General features: G+C 73.3%; 16 protein-coding genes. 7 read left to right on the forward strand and 9 right to left on the reverse strand.

Annotation, left to right across the window (positions count from 1 at the left end):
- Positions 1 to 33: 33 nt before the first annotated feature.
- Genes AC4MBH_RS09945 through AC4MBH_RS09960 form a run of 4 tightly spaced genes read left to right on the forward strand, consistent with a single transcriptional unit; the run spans position 34 to position 4,774 of the window.
- Positions 34 to 459: a MarR family winged helix-turn-helix transcriptional regulator gene (locus AC4MBH_RS09945; RefSeq protein WP_491794693.1), complete on the forward strand. Its 426-nt coding sequence runs from the start codon at positions 34 to 36 to the stop codon at positions 457 to 459.
- Between the two features lie 30 nt (positions 460 to 489).
- Entirely contained in the window at positions 490 to 1,062 is a 573-nt protein-coding gene (locus tag AC4MBH_RS09950; protein WP_491794694.1) for a TetR/AcrR family transcriptional regulator, read from the forward strand.
- Positions 1,056 to 2,795 carry an ABC transporter ATP-binding protein gene (locus tag AC4MBH_RS09955; protein WP_491794695.1) on the forward strand — a complete coding sequence of 580 codons (1,740 nt, stop codon included), beginning with the start codon at positions 1,056 to 1,058 and terminating at the stop codon, positions 2,793 to 2,795. The genes AC4MBH_RS09950 and AC4MBH_RS09955 overlap by 7 nt, the downstream gene beginning before the upstream one ends.
- On the forward strand, positions 2,792 to 4,774 hold the full coding sequence (locus tag AC4MBH_RS09960) for an ABC transporter ATP-binding protein (protein WP_491794696.1): 1,983 nt from the start codon (positions 2,792 to 2,794) through the stop codon (positions 4,772 to 4,774). Before AC4MBH_RS09955 ends, AC4MBH_RS09960 begins: the two co-directional genes overlap by 4 nt.
- A 64-nt stretch (positions 4,775 to 4,838) precedes the next feature.
- On the opposite strand, the gene AC4MBH_RS09965 is transcribed toward AC4MBH_RS09960, so the two are convergent.
- Positions 4,839 to 6,227 (reverse strand): choice-of-anchor D domain-containing protein, encoded by a 1,389-nt coding sequence (locus tag AC4MBH_RS09965; protein WP_491794697.1) that lies wholly within the window; start codon positions 6,225 to 6,227, stop codon positions 4,839 to 4,841.
- Between the two features lie 52 nt (positions 6,228 to 6,279).
- Positions 6,280 to 7,095, reverse strand: coding sequence for a crotonase/enoyl-CoA hydratase family protein (locus AC4MBH_RS09970; RefSeq protein ID WP_491794698.1), 816 nt, complete (start codon positions 7,093 to 7,095; stop codon positions 6,280 to 6,282).
- 340 nt (positions 7,096 to 7,435) lie between these two features.
- Between AC4MBH_RS09970 and AC4MBH_RS09975 the strand changes: the two genes are divergently transcribed.
- Both AC4MBH_RS09975 and AC4MBH_RS09980 read left to right on the forward strand, forming a co-directional pair.
- Positions 7,436 to 9,034, forward strand: coding sequence for an MDR family MFS transporter (locus AC4MBH_RS09975; RefSeq protein ID WP_491794699.1), 1,599 nt, complete (start codon positions 7,436 to 7,438; stop codon positions 9,032 to 9,034).
- Complete coding sequence (locus tag AC4MBH_RS09980; RefSeq protein ID WP_491794700.1) at positions 9,031 to 9,483, forward strand: MarR family winged helix-turn-helix transcriptional regulator; 453 nt, start codon at positions 9,031 to 9,033, stop codon at positions 9,481 to 9,483. The genes AC4MBH_RS09975 and AC4MBH_RS09980 overlap by 4 nt, the downstream gene beginning before the upstream one ends.
- Here the strand turns inward: AC4MBH_RS09980 and AC4MBH_RS09985 are convergent.
- From AC4MBH_RS09985 to AC4MBH_RS09995, 3 genes are read right to left on the reverse strand one after another with little or no spacing between them, the layout of a single operon-like run.
- The gene (locus AC4MBH_RS09985) at positions 9,464 to 11,068 is read right to left on the reverse strand and encodes a glycoside hydrolase family 13 protein (RefSeq protein WP_491794701.1); all 1,605 of its coding nucleotides are present in this window, start codon (positions 11,066 to 11,068) and stop codon (positions 9,464 to 9,466) included. The genes AC4MBH_RS09980 and AC4MBH_RS09985 overlap by 20 nt on opposite strands.
- Positions 11,065 to 11,781: a hotdog family protein gene (locus AC4MBH_RS09990; protein ID WP_491794702.1), complete on the reverse strand. Its 717-nt coding sequence runs from the start codon at positions 11,779 to 11,781 to the stop codon at positions 11,065 to 11,067. The genes AC4MBH_RS09985 and AC4MBH_RS09990 overlap by 4 nt, the downstream gene beginning before the upstream one ends.
- Before the next feature lie 33 nt (positions 11,782 to 11,814).
- Positions 11,815 to 13,143 (reverse strand): cryptochrome/photolyase family protein, encoded by a 1,329-nt coding sequence (locus AC4MBH_RS09995; RefSeq protein ID WP_491794703.1) that lies wholly within the window; start codon positions 13,141 to 13,143, stop codon positions 11,815 to 11,817.
- 66 nt (positions 13,144 to 13,209) lie between these two features.
- Between AC4MBH_RS09995 and AC4MBH_RS10000 the strand changes: the two genes are divergently transcribed.
- Positions 13,210 to 13,896: an iron-dependent transcriptional repressor DtxR gene (locus tag AC4MBH_RS10000; protein ID WP_491794704.1), complete on the forward strand. Its 687-nt coding sequence runs from the start codon at positions 13,210 to 13,212 to the stop codon at positions 13,894 to 13,896.
- A gap of 7 nt (positions 13,897 to 13,903) precedes the next feature.
- On the opposite strand, the gene AC4MBH_RS10005 is transcribed toward AC4MBH_RS10000, so the two are convergent.
- Genes AC4MBH_RS10005 through AC4MBH_RS10020 form a run of 4 tightly spaced genes read right to left on the reverse strand, consistent with a single transcriptional unit; the run spans position 13,904 to position 17,619 of the window.
- Positions 13,904 to 14,719, reverse strand: coding sequence for an NAD-dependent protein deacetylase (locus AC4MBH_RS10005; protein WP_491794705.1), 816 nt, complete (start codon positions 14,717 to 14,719; stop codon positions 13,904 to 13,906).
- Positions 14,716 to 14,985, reverse strand: coding sequence for a DUF2277 domain-containing protein (locus AC4MBH_RS10010; protein ID WP_491794706.1), 270 nt, complete (start codon positions 14,983 to 14,985; stop codon positions 14,716 to 14,718). The genes AC4MBH_RS10005 and AC4MBH_RS10010 overlap by 4 nt, the downstream gene beginning before the upstream one ends.
- Positions 14,986 to 15,025: 40 nt before the next feature.
- A complete protein-coding gene (locus AC4MBH_RS10015; RefSeq protein ID WP_491794707.1) occupies positions 15,026 to 17,089 on the reverse strand; it encodes a beta-propeller domain-containing protein in 2,064 nt (687 codons plus the stop codon).
- Entirely contained in the window at positions 17,086 to 17,619 is a 534-nt protein-coding gene (locus tag AC4MBH_RS10020; RefSeq protein WP_491794708.1) for a SigE family RNA polymerase sigma factor, read from the reverse strand. Before AC4MBH_RS10020 ends, AC4MBH_RS10015 begins: the two co-directional genes overlap by 4 nt.
- Positions 17,620 to 17,716 lie beyond the last annotated feature (97 nt).

Genomic DNA, 17,716 nt, shown 5'->3' on the forward strand with positions numbered 1-17,716 from the left:
TTCTTTGATCCGATCAAGTAGTACCCTAGGGACGTGGACGACACCGGGGCCCTCGCCCAGCAGCTGTGGGACTTCGTCTACGCCTACGACGCGGCCTATGACCGTGCCGCCCGCGAGGTCGGCCTCAGTGCGGCCCAGGCGTGCCTGCTCAAGGCGGTCTCCGAGCAGCCGTGCGCGATGGGTGAGCTGGCCGCCCAGCTGCTCTGCGACGCCTCCAACGTCACCCAGATCGTGACCCGGATGGAGGGCAAGGGGCTGGTACGTCGCCAGCCCGGCCGCACCGACCGGCGGTCGCGGGAGGTCGTGATCACGCCGGCCGGTCGCGAGCTCGACCAGCGCGTGCGCCACGCGTTCGACTTCCCGCGCGAGCGGCTCGACCGGCTGTCACCGGAGGCCCGGCACTCCCTGTCGGGGCTGCTCGCGGCGCTGTCGGAGGAAGCCGCCCCGGCCGAGTTGTGAGTGAGCGCTCACTCACGTACCGTCTCCGCCATGAGTCCCCGGGCCCCCGCGATGACCCCGACCGAGCGCCGCGACGCGCTGGTCGGGGTGACCCTCACCCTGCTGCGCGAGCACGGCCGCGCCGTGACCACCAAGCAGATCGCCGAGGCGGCGGGCGTCGCGGAGGGCACGATCTTCCGCGTCGTCGAGACCAAGGACGAGCTGGTCGACCTCGCGATCGCGCGGGCCTTCGAGCCCGGTGACGTGGTCACCCGGATCGAGGAGATCGACCCGGCCCTGCCGCTGCGCGAGCGCCTGACCCGGCTGGCGTCGATCCTGCAGCAGCGGTTCCGGGCGACGTTCGCCCTGATGCAGCAGGTCGGGCTCGTCGGTCCGCCGCACCACGACGACCAGGCCGCCGTCGCCTGGCGCCGGCGCCTGGAGCAGCTGTTCCTCGGGGTGGTCGGCGACGACGCCGACCAGCTCACCGTCCCCGTCGACCACTTCGTGCACGTCTTCCGGCTGCTGGTCTTCGCCGGCAGCCACGAGCTGATCGCCGACGGCCGGCTGCTCACGCCCGAGCAGATGGTCGCCACCGTGATGGACGGGCTGGCCCGATGCTGATCCGGCTCCTGCGCGAGCGGCTGCCGGCCTACCGCTCCTGGCTGATCGCCGTCGTCGTCCTCCAGCTGATCAGCGTGCTCGGCATGCTCTACCTGCCCAGCCTTAACGCCCGGATCATCGACGAGGGCATCGCCGCCGGCGACACCGGCGTGATCCTGCGGCTCGGCGCCACCATGCTCGTCGTCTCGCTGGTGCAGATCGCCGGGTCGGTCGGCGCCGCCTGGTACGGCGCCCGCACGGCCATGGCGTTCGGCCGCGACCTGCGTGCCGAGCTGTTCGACCGGGTGGGGCAGTTCTCCACCCGCGAGCTGCAGCAGTTCGGCGCCCCGTCGCTGATCACCCGCGGCACCAACGACGTCACCCAGGTGCAGATGCTGGTGCTGATGGCCTGCCTGATCGCGGCGTCGTCGCCGATCATGATGGTCGGCGGCGTCGTGATGGCGCTGCGCGAGGACGTCGGCCTCGGCTGGATCCTCGCCGTCGTCGTGCCGGCGCTGTTCGTCGCGGTCGGGTTCGTGATCGTCAAGATGGTGCCGAGCTTCCGGCTGATGCAGGGCCGCATCGACGAGGTCAACCGGGTGCTGCGCGAGCAGATCACCGGCATCCGCGTCGTCCGGGCGTTCGTCCGTGAGCCCCACGAGGCGCAGCGGTTCGCCCGCGCGAACGACGACCTCACCGAGGTCGCCGTCCGGGCCGGGCGCTGGCTGGCCACGATGTTCCCGCTGGTGATGCTGATCGTGAACGTCGCCAGCGTCGGCGTCGTCTGGTTCGGCGGCCACCGTGTCGACGACGGCCAGATGGGGGTGGGTGCGCTGACGGCGTTCCTCAGCTACCTGATGCAGATCCTGATGTCGATCATGATGGCCACCTTCATGCTGATGCAGGTGCCGCGGTCCTCGGTGTGCGCCGACCGGATCGTCGAGGTCCTCGACACCGACTCCTCCGTCGTCCCGCCGGCCGAGCCGATCGCGCCCGACCCCGCGCGGCGCGGCCATCTCGACCTCGACGACGTCACCTTCTCCTACCCCGGCGCGGAGGCGGCCGTGCTCGACGGCGTCTCGCTGCACGCGCGACCCGGCCAGACGCTCGCGGTGATCGGCTCCACCGGTGCCGGCAAGACGACGCTGGTCAACCTGGTGCCGCGGCTCGTCGACACCACCTCCGGCACCGTGCGGGTCGCCGGCGTCGACGTCCGCGACCTCGACCCGGCCGCGCTGTGGGACCAGATCGGGCTGGTGCCGCAGAAGGGCTACCTCTTCTCCGGCACCATCGCCTCCAACCTGCGCCACGGCCGCGCCGACGCGACCGACGACGACCTGTGGGCCGCGCTCGACGTCGCCCAGGCGCGCGACTTCGTCGAGGCGCTGCCCGAGGGCCTCGAGGCGCCGGTCGCCCAGGGCGGCACCAACTTCTCCGGCGGCCAGCGGCAGCGGCTCGCGATCGCGCGCGCCGTCGTACGCCGTCCTGGCATCTACCTGTTCGACGACTCGTTCTCGGCGCTCGACCTCGCCACCGACGCCCGGCTGCGTGCGGCGCTGGCGCCGGTGACCACCGACGCGACGGTCGTCGTGGTCGCCCAGCGGGTCTCCACGATCCGCGACGCTGACGAGATCGTGGTGCTCGAGGACGGCCGCGTCGTCGGTCGCGGCACCCACCCCGAGCTGCTCGACGACTGCGAGACCTACCGCGAGATCGTCGCCTCCCAGCTCTCCGCCGAGGAGGCGATCGCATGACCGAGCGTCCAGACCCCCAGCCGCCGGCGACCAAGCAGGGCAAGGCCCTCGAGGCCACCGAGCGCATCGAGGCCCCGGGCGGCGGCCCAGGCCGCGGCCCGATGGGCACCGCGATGGTCGCCCAGAAGGCGATGGACTTCGGGCCCTCGGCCAAGCGGATGTTGCGTCGGATGGCGCCCGACCGCTGGCCCGCGCTGCTGGTCGTCGTCCTCACCGTGGCCAGCGTGGTGCTGATGGCGATCGGCCCGATGTTCCTGGGCCGCGCCACCGACCTCGTCTTCACCGGGTTCATCGGACGCCGGTTCGCCCCCGGCACGCCCGACTCCGAGCTGCCCGAGGCCGTGCAGGGACAGGACGTCGTGCCGGGGGCCGGCGTCGACTTCGGCGCCGTCGGCGACGTGCTGCTGCTGGTGCTCGCGATCTACGTCGCCGCGTCCCTGCTCTCGTGGCTGGCCGGATACGTGCTCAACGGCGTCGTGCAGCGCACCGTGCGCCGGATGCGGCAGGACGTCGAGGACAAGATCCACCGGCTGCCGCTCGGCTACTTCGACCGGTCGCCCCGAGGTGAGCTCCTGTCCAGGGTCACGAACGACATCGACAACGTCTCGACCACCCTGCAGCAGACGATGAGCCAGCTGCTCACGTCGTTCGTGATGCTGTTCGCGGTGCTCGGCGCGATGTTCTGGATCTCGCCGCTGCTGGCGCTGGTCGCGCTGGTCAGCGTGCCGGTGTCGCTGGTCGTGACCCGGGCGATCATGAAGCGCTCGCAGAGCCAGTTCGTCGCCCAGTGGCGGCGGACGGGCAAGCTCAACGGCCACATCGAGGAGACCTTCTCGGGCCACGCGCTGGTCAAGGTCTTCGGCCGCCAGGAGGCGGTGCAGGCGGAGTTCGACCGGCAGAACGCCGAGCTCTACGACGTCAGCTTCCGCGCGCAGTTCGTCAGCGGGCTGATCATGCCGGCGATGATGTTCATCGGGAACCTCAACTACGTCGTCGTCGCCGTCATCGGCGCGCTGCGGGTGGCGACCGGGTCGCTGACGCTCGGCGAGGTGCAGGCGTTCGTGCAGTACACCCGCCAGTTCACCCAGCCGCTGACCACGGTGGCGTCGATGGCCAACCTGCTGCAGTCGGGCGTCGCCTCGGCCGAGCGCGTCTTCGAGCTGCTCGACGCCGACGAGGAGTCCGTCGACGTCCTCGACAGCGACGCGGCCGCGGCCGCGGTGACCCGCGGCGAGGTCGCGTTCGAGCACGTGTCGTTCTCCTACACCGACCGGCCGCTGATCACCGACCTGTCGCTGGTGGCCCGGCCCGGGCAGACCGTGGCCATCGTCGGCCCCACCGGCGCCGGCAAGACCACCCTGGTCAACCTGGTGATGCGCTTCTACGAGCTCGACGGCGGCCGGATCACCATCGACGGCACCGACATCACCGGGCTGCCGCGCGCCGCGCTGCGCGGCCGGATCGGGATGGTCCTCCAGGACACCTGGCTCTTCGAGGGCACGATCCGCGACAACATCGCCTACGGCCGGCCCGGCGCCACCGACGAGGAGGTGCTCGAGGCGGCCCGCGCGACGTACGTCGACCGGTTCGTGCACTCGCTGCCCGACGGCTACGACACCGTGGTGGACGAGGAGGGGTCGAACCTGTCGGCGGGGGAGCGGCAGCTGGTCACCATCGCCCGCGCCTTCCTCACCGACCCGGCGCTGCTCATCCTCGACGAGGCGACGTCGTCGGTCGACACCCGCACCGAGCTGCTGCTGCAGCACGCGATGGCGGCGCTGCGCAGCGACCGCACGTCGTTCGTGATCGCCCACCGGCTCTCCACGATCCGCGACGCCGACCTGATCCTGGTGATGGATGGCGGAGCGATCGTCGAGCAGGGCACCCACGACGAGCTGCTGGTCGCCGACGGCGCCTACGCCGACCTCTACCGCGCGCAGTTCGCCGCCGAGGTCGTCGAGGTGGCGGAGCCGGCCTGAACGAGCACCGCCCGCGACGCCGGTCGGCGTCGCGGGCGGAGCCCTCGGTCGTGGGTGGAGCCGGTCAGTCGAAGACGCCGTTGGCGCTGATCCCCGCGTAGACGGTGTTGGTCTCGGTGCCGTCGGCGCCGACCTCGGCCTCGGCCCGACCGTCCCCGGTCGGCGTGTAGGTCACGGTCGCGGTGCAGGTGGCCTGGGGGGCCAGCGTGGTCGGGCAGTCGTCCTGGAAGCCCCAGTCGCCGTTGGCGCCGTCGGTGTAGAGGCCCAGGTACATGTCGACGGCGTCGGCCGTGCCCTGGTTGGTCACGGTGAGCTCGGTGGAGCCCGTCGCGCCGATGGCCACGTCGCCGATGTCGACGGCGAGGGGGCTGATGGCCAGGTCGGAGCCGTTGGTGCCCGTGCCGGTGAGGAAGGCGAAGGCGCTGGAATCGCGGCCCTCGACGCTCAGGACGGCGTCCTTGACGCCGAGGGACCCCGGCGCGAACTGGACGGAGACGGTGCAGGTGTCGCCCGGCGCCAGTGGGTCGCTGCAGCCGTCGGCGTAGTAGAAGGAGCGCTCCGTGTCGTCCTGCTCGAGCGTGACCATCGCGCCACCGGTGGCCGTGCCGGTGTTCGTGACGACGACGTACGTCGTCCTCGTGGCGTCGACACCCACCCCGCCGAAGTCGTGCTCGCTCGTCGAGAGCGTGAAGGACGCGGCGCCGACAGCCCGGCCCACCAGCCTGGTCCGGGCCGGACCGGGGGTGCCGCCGGACACGGTGAGCGCGCCGGTGCTGGTGCCGGCGGACTGCGGGCTGTAGGTCACCAGGGCCGTGCAGGTCCGGCCGACGGCCAGCGCACCCTGGCAGTCGTGGTCGAGGCCGAAGTCGCCGCTCAGGGCGATGCCGGGCTGGACGGCGCCGCGTCCGTCGCTGGAGATGACGACGGAGCGGGAGGTGTCGGAGCCGACCTCGCGGGTGCCGAAGTCGATGGCGGCCGGCCGGACGCTGAGGTGGGGACGCACCTGGACCGTGGCCTTGCTGGTGGTGCAGTTGGTGGCGAACGGCGCCAGGCACACCCGGACCTTGTAGGTGCCCTGGCGGACGCCGGCCCCGGGGGCGCGGGTGACCTTGACGGTGCCGGTCTTCCCGGCCGCGAGCCGCGGGGTGCGGACGGTGCCGAGCGGGCTGGTGCCGCCGGGGCCGACGAGCGACAGCTTCGCGGTCCTGCGCGGGGCGGCCTTGCCGGCGGAGTTCTTGACCTTGGCGGTGACGGCCACCCGGAGGCCCGCGCTCGCGTAGACGGTCTTGGCCACCGCCGACGTGGGCCGCAGCGTCGGCTGGGCCGCGTCCGCGGGCGCGCCCGCCGCGGTCAGGACCAGCGTCGCGGCGACCACTGGGGTCAGGGCGAGGGCGGCCGCGAGACGCGAGCTCCGGGTCGGACGCGCGTGGCGTCCAGGGAGGGAGAGGGACATGGGACATGTCGTACGCGGTGTCCGGACCCGCCGGTGGACGAACGGCTCCGTTTCACCCATCGGGGTGATCGGGCCGGGCGGGCGCTCCGCCGCGACCGGCGCCGCCACGGAACCGCTCCGCCCCGTCGAGCGCCTCGCCCGACCCGAGGGTCGCCATCCCGTGCACCCACTCGTTGCGGGCCGCGTCGTCCTCGTCCAAGCCCCACTGCTCGATCGCGGAGAGCCGGTCGTGGCGCAGGCAGGTCTGGGGCAGCGCGGCCAGGTCGTGGGCCAGGGCCACCGCGGTGCGCAGTGCGTCGCCGGGCTCGGTGACCCGGTTGACCAGGCCGATCCGCTCGGCCTCGACGCCGTCGATGCCGCGCCCGGTGAGGATCAGGTCCATGGCCCGGCTGTGCCCGATCAGCCGCGGCAACCGGACCGTGCCGAGGTCGATGAGGGGCACGCCGAACCTGCGGCAGTAGACCCCGAACGTCGCGTCGGACGCCGCCACCCGCAGGTCGGCCCACAGGGCCAGCCCGAGCCCGCCGGCCACCGCTGGACCCTCGATCGCCGCGACCACCGGCTTCGCCGTGCGCATCCGGGTCGGGCCCATCGGCGCGCGGCCCCGGGCGCCGGAGACCGGGTCGAGGTCGCCCCGGTCGCCCTCGGCCAGCGCCTGGAGGTCGGCGCCCGCGCAGAACGCGCCGCCCGCCCCGGTGAGCACGACGACGGCCACGGCGTCGTCGGCGTCGGCGGCCTCGACCGCGTCGCTGAGCGCGGCGGCCGTGGCCGCGTCGACGGCGTTGCGGCGCTCGGGTCGGTCGAGGGTGACGACCGCGACCGGGCCGTCGTGGGTCGTGGTCACCGGCGGGCGGGACGGTTCGCTCATGGCGGAACTTAACCGCTTGTCGGGCCCGCGCGGGCGACCTAATCTCGTCGTACACGGGAAAGGAGGTGGTCCGAGGAATGAGTTCTTCGAGGACGCGTGAGGTGGCTGCCCGCTAGCAGCCCAGCACCACGTCGGCTGGAACCAGTCGACGAGCTGCTGGCGAATCCACAGCAGCGACCCGAACCGCAGGCGAACCCGGAACACGTCCCCGGGTGCGGCCCCCCAGGGGCCACGCCTGCGGTTCGTCCTTTTTCACGCCCTGCGTGAAGTTGACCTCGGCAACCGGTCTGGGAATACAGTTGACCTCGGCAACCTTCTATCCCGCATGGAGCACTCGACCGTGGACGACCAGATCCCGCAGACCGCTGCGGCACCGATGACGCACCGCCAGGTGCTGGAGGCGCTGAGCGGTCTGCTGCTCGCGATGTTCGTGGCGATGCTGTCGAGCACCGTCGTGACCAACGCCCTCCCGCGTATCGTCACCGACCTCGAGGGGTCGCAGTCCGGCTACACCTGGGTCGTCGTCGCGACGCTGCTCGCGATGACGGCGACCACCCCGATCTGGGGCAAGCTCGCCGACCTGTTCAGCAAGAAGATGCTCGTGCAGAGCGCGCTGGTGATCTTCACCGCCGGCTCGTTGGTCTCGGCGTTCGCGCCGAGCATGGGCGTGCTCATCGGCGGCCGGGTGATCCAGGGTCTCGGCGTCGGTGGCCTCACCGCGCTCGTCCAGGTCGTGATCGCCTCGATGGTCTCGCCGCGGGAGCGCGGCCGCTACTCCGGCTACATCGGCGCCGTGTTCGCCACCGCGACCGTCGGCGGCCCGCTGATCGGCGGGCTCGTCGTCGACAGCCCGCTCGGCTGGCGCGGCTGCTTCTTCATCGGCCTGCCCTTCGCCCTCGCGGCCTTCGTCGTCCTGCAGCGCACCCTGCACCTGCCGGTGGTCAAGCGCGAGGTCCACATCGACTACCTCGGCGCCACCCTCATCGTCGGCGGCGTGAGCTTCCTGCTGGTCTGGGTCACGCTGGCCGGCGAGCAGTTCGCCTGGGCCTCCACGGCGACCGCGGTCCTCGTCTCCGCCGGCGTGCTGACCATCGCGGCCGCGCTGTACGTCGAGGCCAGGGTGGCCGTCGAGCCCGTCATCCCGCTGCGCCTGTTCCGGGACCGCACGACCGCCCTGGCCACCGCCGCCTCGGTGATGATCGGCGTCGCGATGTTCGGCTCGACGGTCTACCTGAGCCAGTACTTCCAGCTCTCCCGCGGGATGAGCCCCACCGAGGCCGGGCTGATGTCGGTCGCGATGGTCGGCGGGCTGCTCGTCTCCAGCATCCTCAGCGGGCGCGTCATCACCGCCACCGGCCTGTGGAAGCGCTGGCTGGTGGGCGGGCTGGTGCTCGTGGTCGTCGGCTTCTCGCTGCTCGGCACCATCGACGGCGACACCCCGATCGTCGTCGTCGGCCTCTTCATGGCCGTGGTCGGCGTCGGCCTCGGCGCCACCATGCAGAACCTCGTGCTCGCGGTCCAGAACAACACCAGCCTCGAGGACATGGGCGCCGCGAGCTCGGTCGTCGCGTTCTTCCGCTCGCTCGGCGGCTCGGTCGGCGTCTCGGCGCTCGGCGCCGTGCTGTCGACCCAGGTGGCCGACAAGGTGCGCTCGGGCCTGGCCGCGATGGGTGTCACCGACAGCGGTCACGAGAGTCACTCGATCCCCGACCTCGACAGCCTGCCGGCGCCCGTGCGCGACCTCTACGAGCACGCGTTCGGCACCGCCATCGGCCACATCTTCCTGATCTCCGTACCCTTTGCGGTCGTGGCCCTCGTGTGCGTGCTCTTCATCAAGGAGGTCCCGCTGCGGACCACCCTCGAGCAGACTGCCGGGACCGGCGGGACTGCCGGCGAGCCCGGCGCCTCCGTGCCCGTCCCGGCACAGGAGGCCCGGTGACGGAGCCGCGCGTCGAGACGCTGCGCGACCTCGAGCACGAGGTCGGTGTGCTCATCCGGCGCGTGCGCCGCGTCATCGGCGAGCGGGCCCGCGCGGTGCACCCCGACCTGCAGCCGGCGTCGTACCTGATCCTCACCACGGTGGCCCAGGAGGAGACGCTGCGGGCCTCGGCGATCTCGGGGATGTTCGAGGTCGACAAGGGCGCGATCAGCAGGCAGGTCAAGCACCTCGTCGAGCTGGGGCTGCTGAGCGCCGAGAAGGACCCCGCCGACGCCCGGGCCACGCTGCTCTCGCTCACCGACGAGGCGCGCACCCGGATGGCCGACGTCGTCTCGCACCGCCAGAAGGCGCTCGCCGAGAAGCTCGCGGAGTGGACCGACGAGGAGCTCACCCGGTTCGTGGGCGAGCTCGCCCGCTACAACGAGGCGCTCAACGTCCTCGAGCGGTGAGCCAGGCGGCGGTGTCGGGGGGCAGCGTGCGGCCGACCGGTCCGCTTGAGACGAGCAGGTCGCCGTCGGGCAGCGGCACCTCGGTGTCGCCGCAGTTGAGCACGATCGTCACCTCGCCCCGCTCCACGACCAGGACGTCGCCGTCGGTCCGCACGGTCACGGCGTCGACCGGCGGCAGCGTCCGTCGGGCGGTCAGCGCCGCGCGGTAGAGCTCGAGCGTGGAGCCGTCGACGCCGGTCTGGGCCTCGACGGTCCGCGCCTCCCAGCCGGCCGGCTGCGGGATCCAGGGCTGGATCGCCCCCGGGCCGAAGCCGTACGGCGGCGCGTCACCCGACCACGGCACCGGCACCCGGCAGCCGTCGCGCCCGACCTCGCCCGTGCGGAACCACGACGGGTCCTGCCGGTGCTCGGGAGCGACGTCGACCTGCTCGAGGCCGAGCTCCTCGCCCTGGTAGAGGTACGACGACCCGGGCAGCCCGAGCATGGTCAGGGTCGCGGCCCGCGCCCGGGCGAGCCCGCGCTCGCCGCCGCCGTACCGCGTCACGTGCCGCACGACGTCGTGGTTGCTCAGCACCCAGGTCGGGCTCGCGCCGACCGGCGCCATCGCCGCGAACGTGCCGGTGACGACGTCGGCGAACTCGGTGGCCGACCAGTCGGCCAGCAGCCACAGGAAGTTGAACGCCTGGTGCATCTCGTCGGGCCGCACGTAGGCCGCGATCGCCTCGGGCGTGCGGGCCCAGGCCTCGGCGACCAGCATCCGGTCGCCGTCGTGGTCGGCCAGCACCCGGTGCCAGCGGCGGTAGACGTCGTGGACCCCCGGCTGGTCCCACATCGGCTCGTCGAAGTCGGTGCGCGCGACCATCGACTCCTCGCGGACCTGGTTGGGGTCGCGGCCCTCCGTGCCGGGCGGCAGCACCTGGTCGCGCAGCGACTCCTCCTTGAGCAGTCCGTGGGCGACGTCGACCCGGAACCCGTCAGCCCCCCGGTCGAGCCAGAACCGCAGCACCTCCTCGAACATGTCGCCGACCTCGGGGTGGCGCCAGTCGAGGTCGGGCTGCGTGCTGTCGAACAGGTGCAGGTACCACTGGCCGTCGGGCACCCGCGTCCACGCCGGACCGCCGAAGACCGACTGCCAGTTGTTGGGCGGCTCGCTGCCGTCGTCGCCGCGGCCGTCGCGGAACAGGTAGCGCGCCCGCTCGGGGCTGCCGGGCCCCGCGGCCAGCGCCGCCCGGAACCACGCGTGCTCGGACGAGGTGTGGTTGGGCACCAGGTCGACGATCAGCCGCAGCCCGAGGTCGTGGGCGGTGGCGATCAGCCGGTCGGCGTCGTCGAGGGTGCCGAAGAGCCGGTCGACGTCGCGGTAGTCGGCGACGTCGTAGCCGTGGTCGTGCTGCGGCGAGGTGTAGAACGGCGTCATCCACACCGCGTCGACGCCGAGGTCGCGCAGGTAGGGCAGCCGCGCGGTGATGCCGGGGAGGTCGCCGACCCCAGGGCCGCCGCCGCGCTCGCCGGAGGAGGAGAAGCTGCGCACGTAGACCTGGTAGACGACCGCGTCGCGCCACCAGGGCCGCTCGGCCGCGCTCATGCGAAGTCCTCCGCCGAGACCGCGAACCAGACGTGCTCGGCGGTGCCGACCACCTGGCCGTCGGCGGCGTACAGGGTGGCGGCGGTGAAGGTACGCCGGCCGTCGGACCCGCGGGCCGACCCGACGACCACGTGCTCCTCGCCGACGCGCGGCAGGTCGCGGACGTTGGCGGTCATCCGGCCGAGCACCATCAGCCGCTCCTCGAGGTCGCCGGCCCAGCCGCCCACGCAGTCGAGCGCGGCCCAGGCGGCCGGCAGCGACGCGGTGTCGTCGCCGAGGCCCGGGTCGGGGGTCCAGGTGGCGGCGACCCGCACCCGGCCCTCGGCGTCGTCGGCGACGCGGCCGGGGAAGATCCGCAGCCCGTCGCCGGGCTCGCGGTCGGTGCCGCAGGCGAAGCAGCCGGGGAACGGGTGCGACCGGTGACCGGCGTACGCCGCCTCGGCCGCGTGCGCGGTGGCGGGGTCGACCGCCGGGACCGGCGCCGGGTCGGCGCCGGGCGCGGCCTCGGCCACCAGCACGTCGCCGTGCGTGACGCGCGCGTCGTCACCGGCGAGCTCGACGGCCAGCGGGACGTCCAGCGGGGGAGGCGTGCGCAGCGTCACCTGCACGGGGCCGGGGGCGAGGTAGGACGCGATCGCGCCCGACGTCCAGCCGCCGTTGCCGGACGAGGCGGGACCGCGGTAGCGGGTGGGGATCGTGAGCGGGTCGGGCACCGGATCACCCTAGGGCGCCACCCGCCGCTGCCCTCAGCCCAGGGCGGCGTAGCGGTCGAGCGCCTCCTGGCGCTCGGCCTTGTGGTCGACGAGGGGCTGCGGGTAGCCGACGGCGTCGCGGTCGGCCGCGCTCGGCTCGTGGGGGTCGTCGACGTCGGCGAGCTCGGGCACCCAGTGGGTCACGTAGCGCCCCTGCGGGTCGAACTTGCGGCCCTGGGTGGTGGGGTTGAAGACCCGGAAGTACGGCGCCGCGTCGGTGCCGCTCCCGGCGACCCACTGCCAGCCGTGGTTGTTGGAGGCGAGGTCGCCGTCGACCAGCCAGTGCAGGAAGTGCCGGGCGCCGTGCTGCCACTCGACGTGCAGGTCCTTGACCAGGAAGCTCGCGGTGATCATCCGGACCCGGTTGTGCATCCACCCCACCGAGCGCAGCTGGCGCATGCCGGCGTCGACGATGGGGAACCCGGTGCGGCCCTCGCGCCAGGCGTCGAAGCCGGGGCCGGGGTCGTCGTACTGCATGGAGCCGAACTCGGTCCGGAGGTACTGCCGGGCCGAGTCGGGCCGCTGGTAGAGCACGTCGGCGTAGAACTCGCGCCAGGCGATCTCGGTGCGGTAGGTCTGCGGGCCCTTCCCGCGGCGTCCGGCCAGGTCGGCCAGGAGGGTGCGCGGGTGGACCTCGCCGTACTTGAGGTGGTGGCTCATCCGCGAGGTGCCCGGGACGCCGGGCTCGTCGCGGGCGTCGGCGTAGTCGCCGATCCTGTCGTCGAGGAAGGCGTGCCAGGCGTCGAGCGCCGCGGCCTCGCCGGGCTGCGGCAGGTCGAGGCCGTCGGGCAGCGCGACGTCGGGGAGGTCGGTGGTCTGCGCCAGGTGGAGCCAGTGGGCGTCGTCGGGCAGCGGGCCGGCCGGGGCGCGCCAGCCGTGCTCGGCCCAGGCCCGGGAGAACGGGGTGAAGACCTTGTAGGGCTGACCGCTGCCGTTGACGACGCGGTCGGGGGCCACGGCGTACGGCGAACCGCTGCGGACCAGCTCGATCCCGGCGCCGGTCAGCGCCGCCTCGACGTCGAGGTCGCGCTGGTGTCCGTAGGGGCCGTAGTCGGCGGCGACGTGGACGGTCGTCGCGTCCACCTCCCGGGCGGCGGCCAGCACCTGCTCGACCGGGTCGCCGTGGACCACGGACACGGGTACGTCGCCGCGCAGCGCGCGCAGGCTGCCCGCCAGGTAGGCGCGGCGCGACGGACCGCTCGGCCCCCACAGCGCCGGATCGAGGACGAACAGCGGCAGGGTCGGGCCCGCGGCCAGCGCGGCCAGCAGTGCCGGGTTGTCGGCCGCGCGCAGGTCGCGCCGGAACCACATCACAGACGTCACCCGGCCAGCGTGCCAGCGGAGGTCACCGGCGTGCCCACCCTCATGGCGATGGGTAAGAATGGTTGGGTGAGCGACCTCATCGATACCACCGAGATGTATCTGCGGACCATCTACGAGCTGGTCGAGGAGGGCATCACCCCCCTGCGAGCCCGGATCGCCGAGCGCCTGCACCAGAGCGGACCCACGGTCTCCCAGACCGTGGCCCGCATGGAGCGCGACGGCCTGCTCACCGTCGAGGGCGACCGCCACCTCGAGCTGACCGAGGAGGGGCGCCGCCTCGCCACCCGCGTGATGCGCAAGCACCGCCTCGCCGAGCGCCTGCTCACCGACGTGATCGGCCTCGACTGGGAGCTGGTGCACGAGGAGGCCTGCCGCTGGGAGCACGTGATCTCCGAGACGGTCGAGCGCCGCCTCGTCGAGCTGCTCGACCACCCCACCGAGTCGCCCTACGGCAACCCGATCCCCGGCCTCGACGAGCTGGGCGAGATCGCGCTGGGCGAGGAGTTCATGGCCGGGGTCGAGCCGCTGTCCAAGGCCGCCTCCGCCACCGAGGGCCGGGTGCTGGTGCGCCGCATCTCCGAGGAGATGCAGAAGGACGAGGTCCTGATGAGCGCGATGCGCCGCGTCGGCGCCCTGCCCGACAAGACCATCACCGTGATCTCCACCGACGAGGGCGTGCTGGTCGGCTCCGGCGGCGAGACCGCCGAGATTGTCCCCGAGGCGGCGGAGCACATCTTCGTGCGCAAGCTCTGAGCGGTTCCTAGGCCAGGAGCGACAAGAACTCCGAGCACCCCACCTCGACCTTGACCGTGGCCAGGTCGTCGCCGCGGGTGGTGCCGCGGTTGACGATCACCACCGGCTGCCCGGCGCGGGCGGCGTGGCGGACGAACCGGAAGCCGCTCATCACCGTCAGCGAGGACCCGACGACGAGCAGCGTGCCGCCGGCCGCGCCGACGGCGTCGACGGCGGCGTAGCAGCGCTCGACGCGCGGCTTCGGCACGTTCTCGCCGAAGAAGACCACGTCGGGCTTGAGCACGCCGCCGCACTCCGCGCACGGCGGGACGACGAAGTCGGCGGTGTCGTCGAGATCGACGTCACCGTCGGGCCGCACCTCGGCGGCGGCGTGGCGCTCGGCGAAGCCGGGGTTGAGGGCGGCGAGGCGGGCCTGGAGCGCTGCGCGGGCGGACGTCGTCCGGCAGGAGAGGCAGACCACCTCGGCGATCCGGCCGTGCAGGGCGACCATCCGGCGCGAGCCGGCGGCCTCGTGGAGGCCGTCGACGTTCTGGGTGATCAGGAGCTCGGGGTCGAGCGCGGCGCACGCCCGGTGGCCGGGGTTGGGCTCGGCGTGCCGCATCCGGGTCCAGCCCAGGTGTGACCGCGCCCAGTAGCGCTGCTGGGCGGCGGGACCGGAGACGAACTCCTGGTAGGTCATCGGCGCCCGCGCCGGCGAGCCCGGCCCGCGGTAGTCAGGGATGCCGGAGTCGGTCGAGAGCCCGGCCCCGGAGAGCACGACGAGCGGGCGGCCCCGCAGCAGGTCGAGGGCGGGGGAGAGGTCGACCTGGAGCGCAGCCCTCACGCGCCGTACCGCAGCCTGGCCCGCTCGCGCGCCTTCTCCGCCTCGACCTCGCGGTTCTTGGGCGGCGCGGTGGTCACCAGCTCGTCGAGCAGGTGGCGGGTGACGTGGGCGACCTCGTGGACCGCGCGGTCGAAGGCGGCCTGGTTGGCCGTCGACGGCTTGGTGGTGCCGGCCACCTTGCGGACGAACTGCAGCGCGGCGGCGTGCACCTCGTCGTCGGAGGCCGGGGGCTGGAAGTTGTTGAGCGGGCGGATGTTGCGGCACATGCCACTCAATCTACGTCCGGATCCCCGCCGGTCGTGCGGGTCAGACCGGGAAGTAGGCGACGTCCTCGCCGGTCACCAGCACCACCTTGCCGCCACCGACCGGCACCGTGCGCACCTCGTCGACGTCACGGCCGAACTCCACGCGCGTCATCTCGTTGCGCATCTGCCCACCGCCCAGCTGGAGCCTGGAGACGTAGCCGGTGCGGCCGCGGGCGATGACCGTCAGGACCACCCGCTCGTCGGGGAGCCAGGTGAACTGGCGCGGGTCGTCGCCGGCCTTGGCGTGGGTGTTCGGTCCGTACGTCGTGACGTCGAGGCGGCGCAGCTCGGTGAGGTCGGTGACGTCGAAGAGCCCGGCCTGGGCCTGCCACCCGCCGTCGGACCCGACGCCGACGACCCGCATCGTGCCGAGCGGGTGGAGGTAGCTGGAGAAGCCCGGGATCTTGAGCTCCCCGACCAGCCGCGGGGCGTCCGGCTGCGCCAGGTCGACGGCGTACAACGGGTCGACCTGGCGGAAGGTCACCAGCAGCGCGAGGTCGTCGAACCAGCGCACCGACTTGATGTCCTCGCCGACGCCGAGCCCGTCGAGCCGGCCGACCTCGACCAGCTCGTCCCCCTCGGCGCGCAGCGTGACGACCGAGTTGTAGCTGCCGGTCTCGCTGGACGGGCCGACGGCGAGGCGCAGCACGCCGTCGGACTCGTCCATCGACCACCGGTCGCGGACGTGGCCCTCGACCTCGCCGGCGCCGACGTACGTCGCGTCGACGCCGTCGAGGGCGAAGTCGTAGACGTGCGTGGTGCCGTCCGACGCGCCGCCCCGGGGGACCGTGGCGAAGCACTCGAGGCAGCCGAGGTCGCTCCCGCCGCTCGCGGCGAGGTAGAGGTGGTCGGGCGACTCGTAGGTCATCGGCGCGTCGCCGGCCAGGCCGAGGGCGCTGGTCTCGCCCGGCGTGGTCGCCCCGAACCCGACCACCGCCATCGTGGCCAGGCCGAGCTCGGCGCGCGGCACGGCGACGCGCTCGCAGTCGAGCAGGTCGGTCGGCGTCCCGCCGTCGACCGAGACGTGCGGGAGCCAGTCGTCGAGCGTGGTCTCCTCGACCAGGCGGCGGTTGGTGGCCGCGGCGTCGCGGCCGTCCTCGAACGCGAGGTCGGGCAGGCCCTTGGAGAGCACCACGCGGACGTCGCGGCCGTGCTGCCGCGCGGCCACCAGGCTCGCGTCGTAGTCGACGGTCTGCCGCAGCGTCGGCGCGGTCGGGTCGTCGATGTCGATCGTGAGCACCCGGGTCTGCGGCGACGCGACGGGGTAGCCGTAGAGGTCGAGGCCCTGGGTGGGCCGGGTGCCGTCGTTGCCGATCGCGACCACGGTCTCGCCGGCGAGCAGGACCTCGCCGTCGTGGAAGTCGCCGAGGTCGAGGCTGCCGAGCTCCTCGACGCCGTCGGCCTCGGGGCCGCTCACGTCGTACGTCGTCAGCTCGGCGCCGCGCAGCCGCACCAGCAGGCGGCCGTCGGTCTTGACGTTGTCGGGCTCGTCGACACCGGCCTCCTGGACGTTGGTGCCGGTCTCGGAGCCGTAGGCGCCGGACGTGGCGAGCTTGGGTGCCGAGGCGGAGTAGCTCTGGGTCCGGGTCGCTTCTGCGAGTCCTCCTCGCGGCATCGCCCCGCTCGAGTCGAACCCGGACTCGTCTGTCAGCACCGTCCAGTCGGGGCCGTAGGGCTGGCCCCAGCCGTCCTCGGTCACCAGGTCGAGCCCGCGGTCGACGTAGTGCTCGAGCAGGTCGTCGCACGACGCGGGCGCCTGCAGCTCGCCCTGGAACGCCGCGGGGACGATGTCGAGGTCCGCGCCCCCCGGGTCACCTGTCGCCACCTCGGGTCCGGCGGCGCCGACGGCGGGGTCGTCGGGCGTGGGGGCGGAGACGATCGTCCCGGCGACGAAGGCGGCGGCGACGCCGCCCAGCACGGTGACGACGACCAGCGACCGCTTGAGCCGGGCCTCGGGGCGGCTGCGCCGCTCGGCGGCGGCGGAGCGGCGGGCCTCGCGCAGGATCGCGTCGGTGGGGGCGGGGCCGACCGGCAGGTCGTCCCAGTGCTTCTCGAGGTCGGTCACGGGGTGCCTCCGGTGGGGTCTGCGGCGAAGTCGGGCCGCAGCTCGGTCAGGTGGGCGTCGGCGGCCAGCTGGGCCAGCGAGCGGGAGAGCCGGCTCTTGACGGTGCCGGCCGGGACGTCGAGCGCGTCGGCGGTCTCGCGCTCGCTGAGCCCGGCGAAGTAGCGCAGCACCACCACGTCGCGGTTGGGCTTGGACAGCCCGGCCAGCGCCCGGTGCACGGCGTCGGCCGTGTCGACGACGTCGGTGACGTCGACGCGGCTGGCGGCCGGCTCGGGCAGGCGCTCGGAGGGACGCTCGCCCCACCACCGGCGTCGCCTGCTGTCGCGCAGGCAGTTGAGCAGCATCCGGTAGACGTAGGCCGCCCGGTTGTCGGCAGCCGACACGCTGGGCCACGCGGTGTAGCAGCGGACGAGGGTCGTCTGTGCCAGGTCCTCGGCCTCGTGGAGCGTGCAGCCGAGGAAGACCGCGGAGCGGACGAGGGTGCTCCACGACTCGCGGACGTACTCCGCGTAGTCGGCGTCGTGGTCCATCGGTCTCCTGGGGTTCCAGCCGTCCGGGTCGGTCGGCGTCCGGGGGTACGACGAGGTGCTGTGCCCCCGAGGTTCCACCCGATCGGGAAGATCATGA

The organism is Nocardioides sp. WJ219, assembly GCF_058559815.1.

Excerpts from the sequence above, each read along its gene's own strand:
- AC4MBH_RS09950 (WP_491794694.1), top strand. The coding sequence starts at position 490 with ATGAGTCCCCGGGCCCCCGCGATGACCCCGACCGAGCGCCGCGACGCG.
- AC4MBH_RS09955 (WP_491794695.1), top strand. The coding sequence starts at position 1,056 with ATGCTGATCCGGCTCCTGCGCGAGCGGCTGCCGGCCTACCGCTCCTGG.
- AC4MBH_RS09960 (WP_491794696.1), top strand. The coding sequence starts at position 2,792 with ATGACCGAGCGTCCAGACCCCCAGCCGCCGGCGACCAAGCAGGGCAAG.
- AC4MBH_RS09965 (WP_491794697.1), bottom strand. The coding sequence starts at position 6,227 with ATGTCCCTCTCCCTCCCTGGACGCCACGCGCGTCCGACCCGGAGCTCG.
- AC4MBH_RS09970 (WP_491794698.1), bottom strand. The coding sequence starts at position 7,095 with ATGAGCGAACCGTCCCGCCCGCCGGTGACCACGACCCACGACGGCCCG.
- AC4MBH_RS09985 (WP_491794701.1), bottom strand. The coding sequence starts at position 11,068 with ATGAGCGCGGCCGAGCGGCCCTGGTGGCGCGACGCGGTCGTCTACCAG.
- AC4MBH_RS10010 (WP_491794706.1), bottom strand. The coding sequence starts at position 14,985 with ATGTGCCGCAACATCCGCCCGCTCAACAACTTCCAGCCCCCGGCCTCC.
- AC4MBH_RS10020 (WP_491794708.1), bottom strand. The coding sequence starts at position 17,619 with ATGGACCACGACGCCGACTACGCGGAGTACGTCCGCGAGTCGTGGAGC.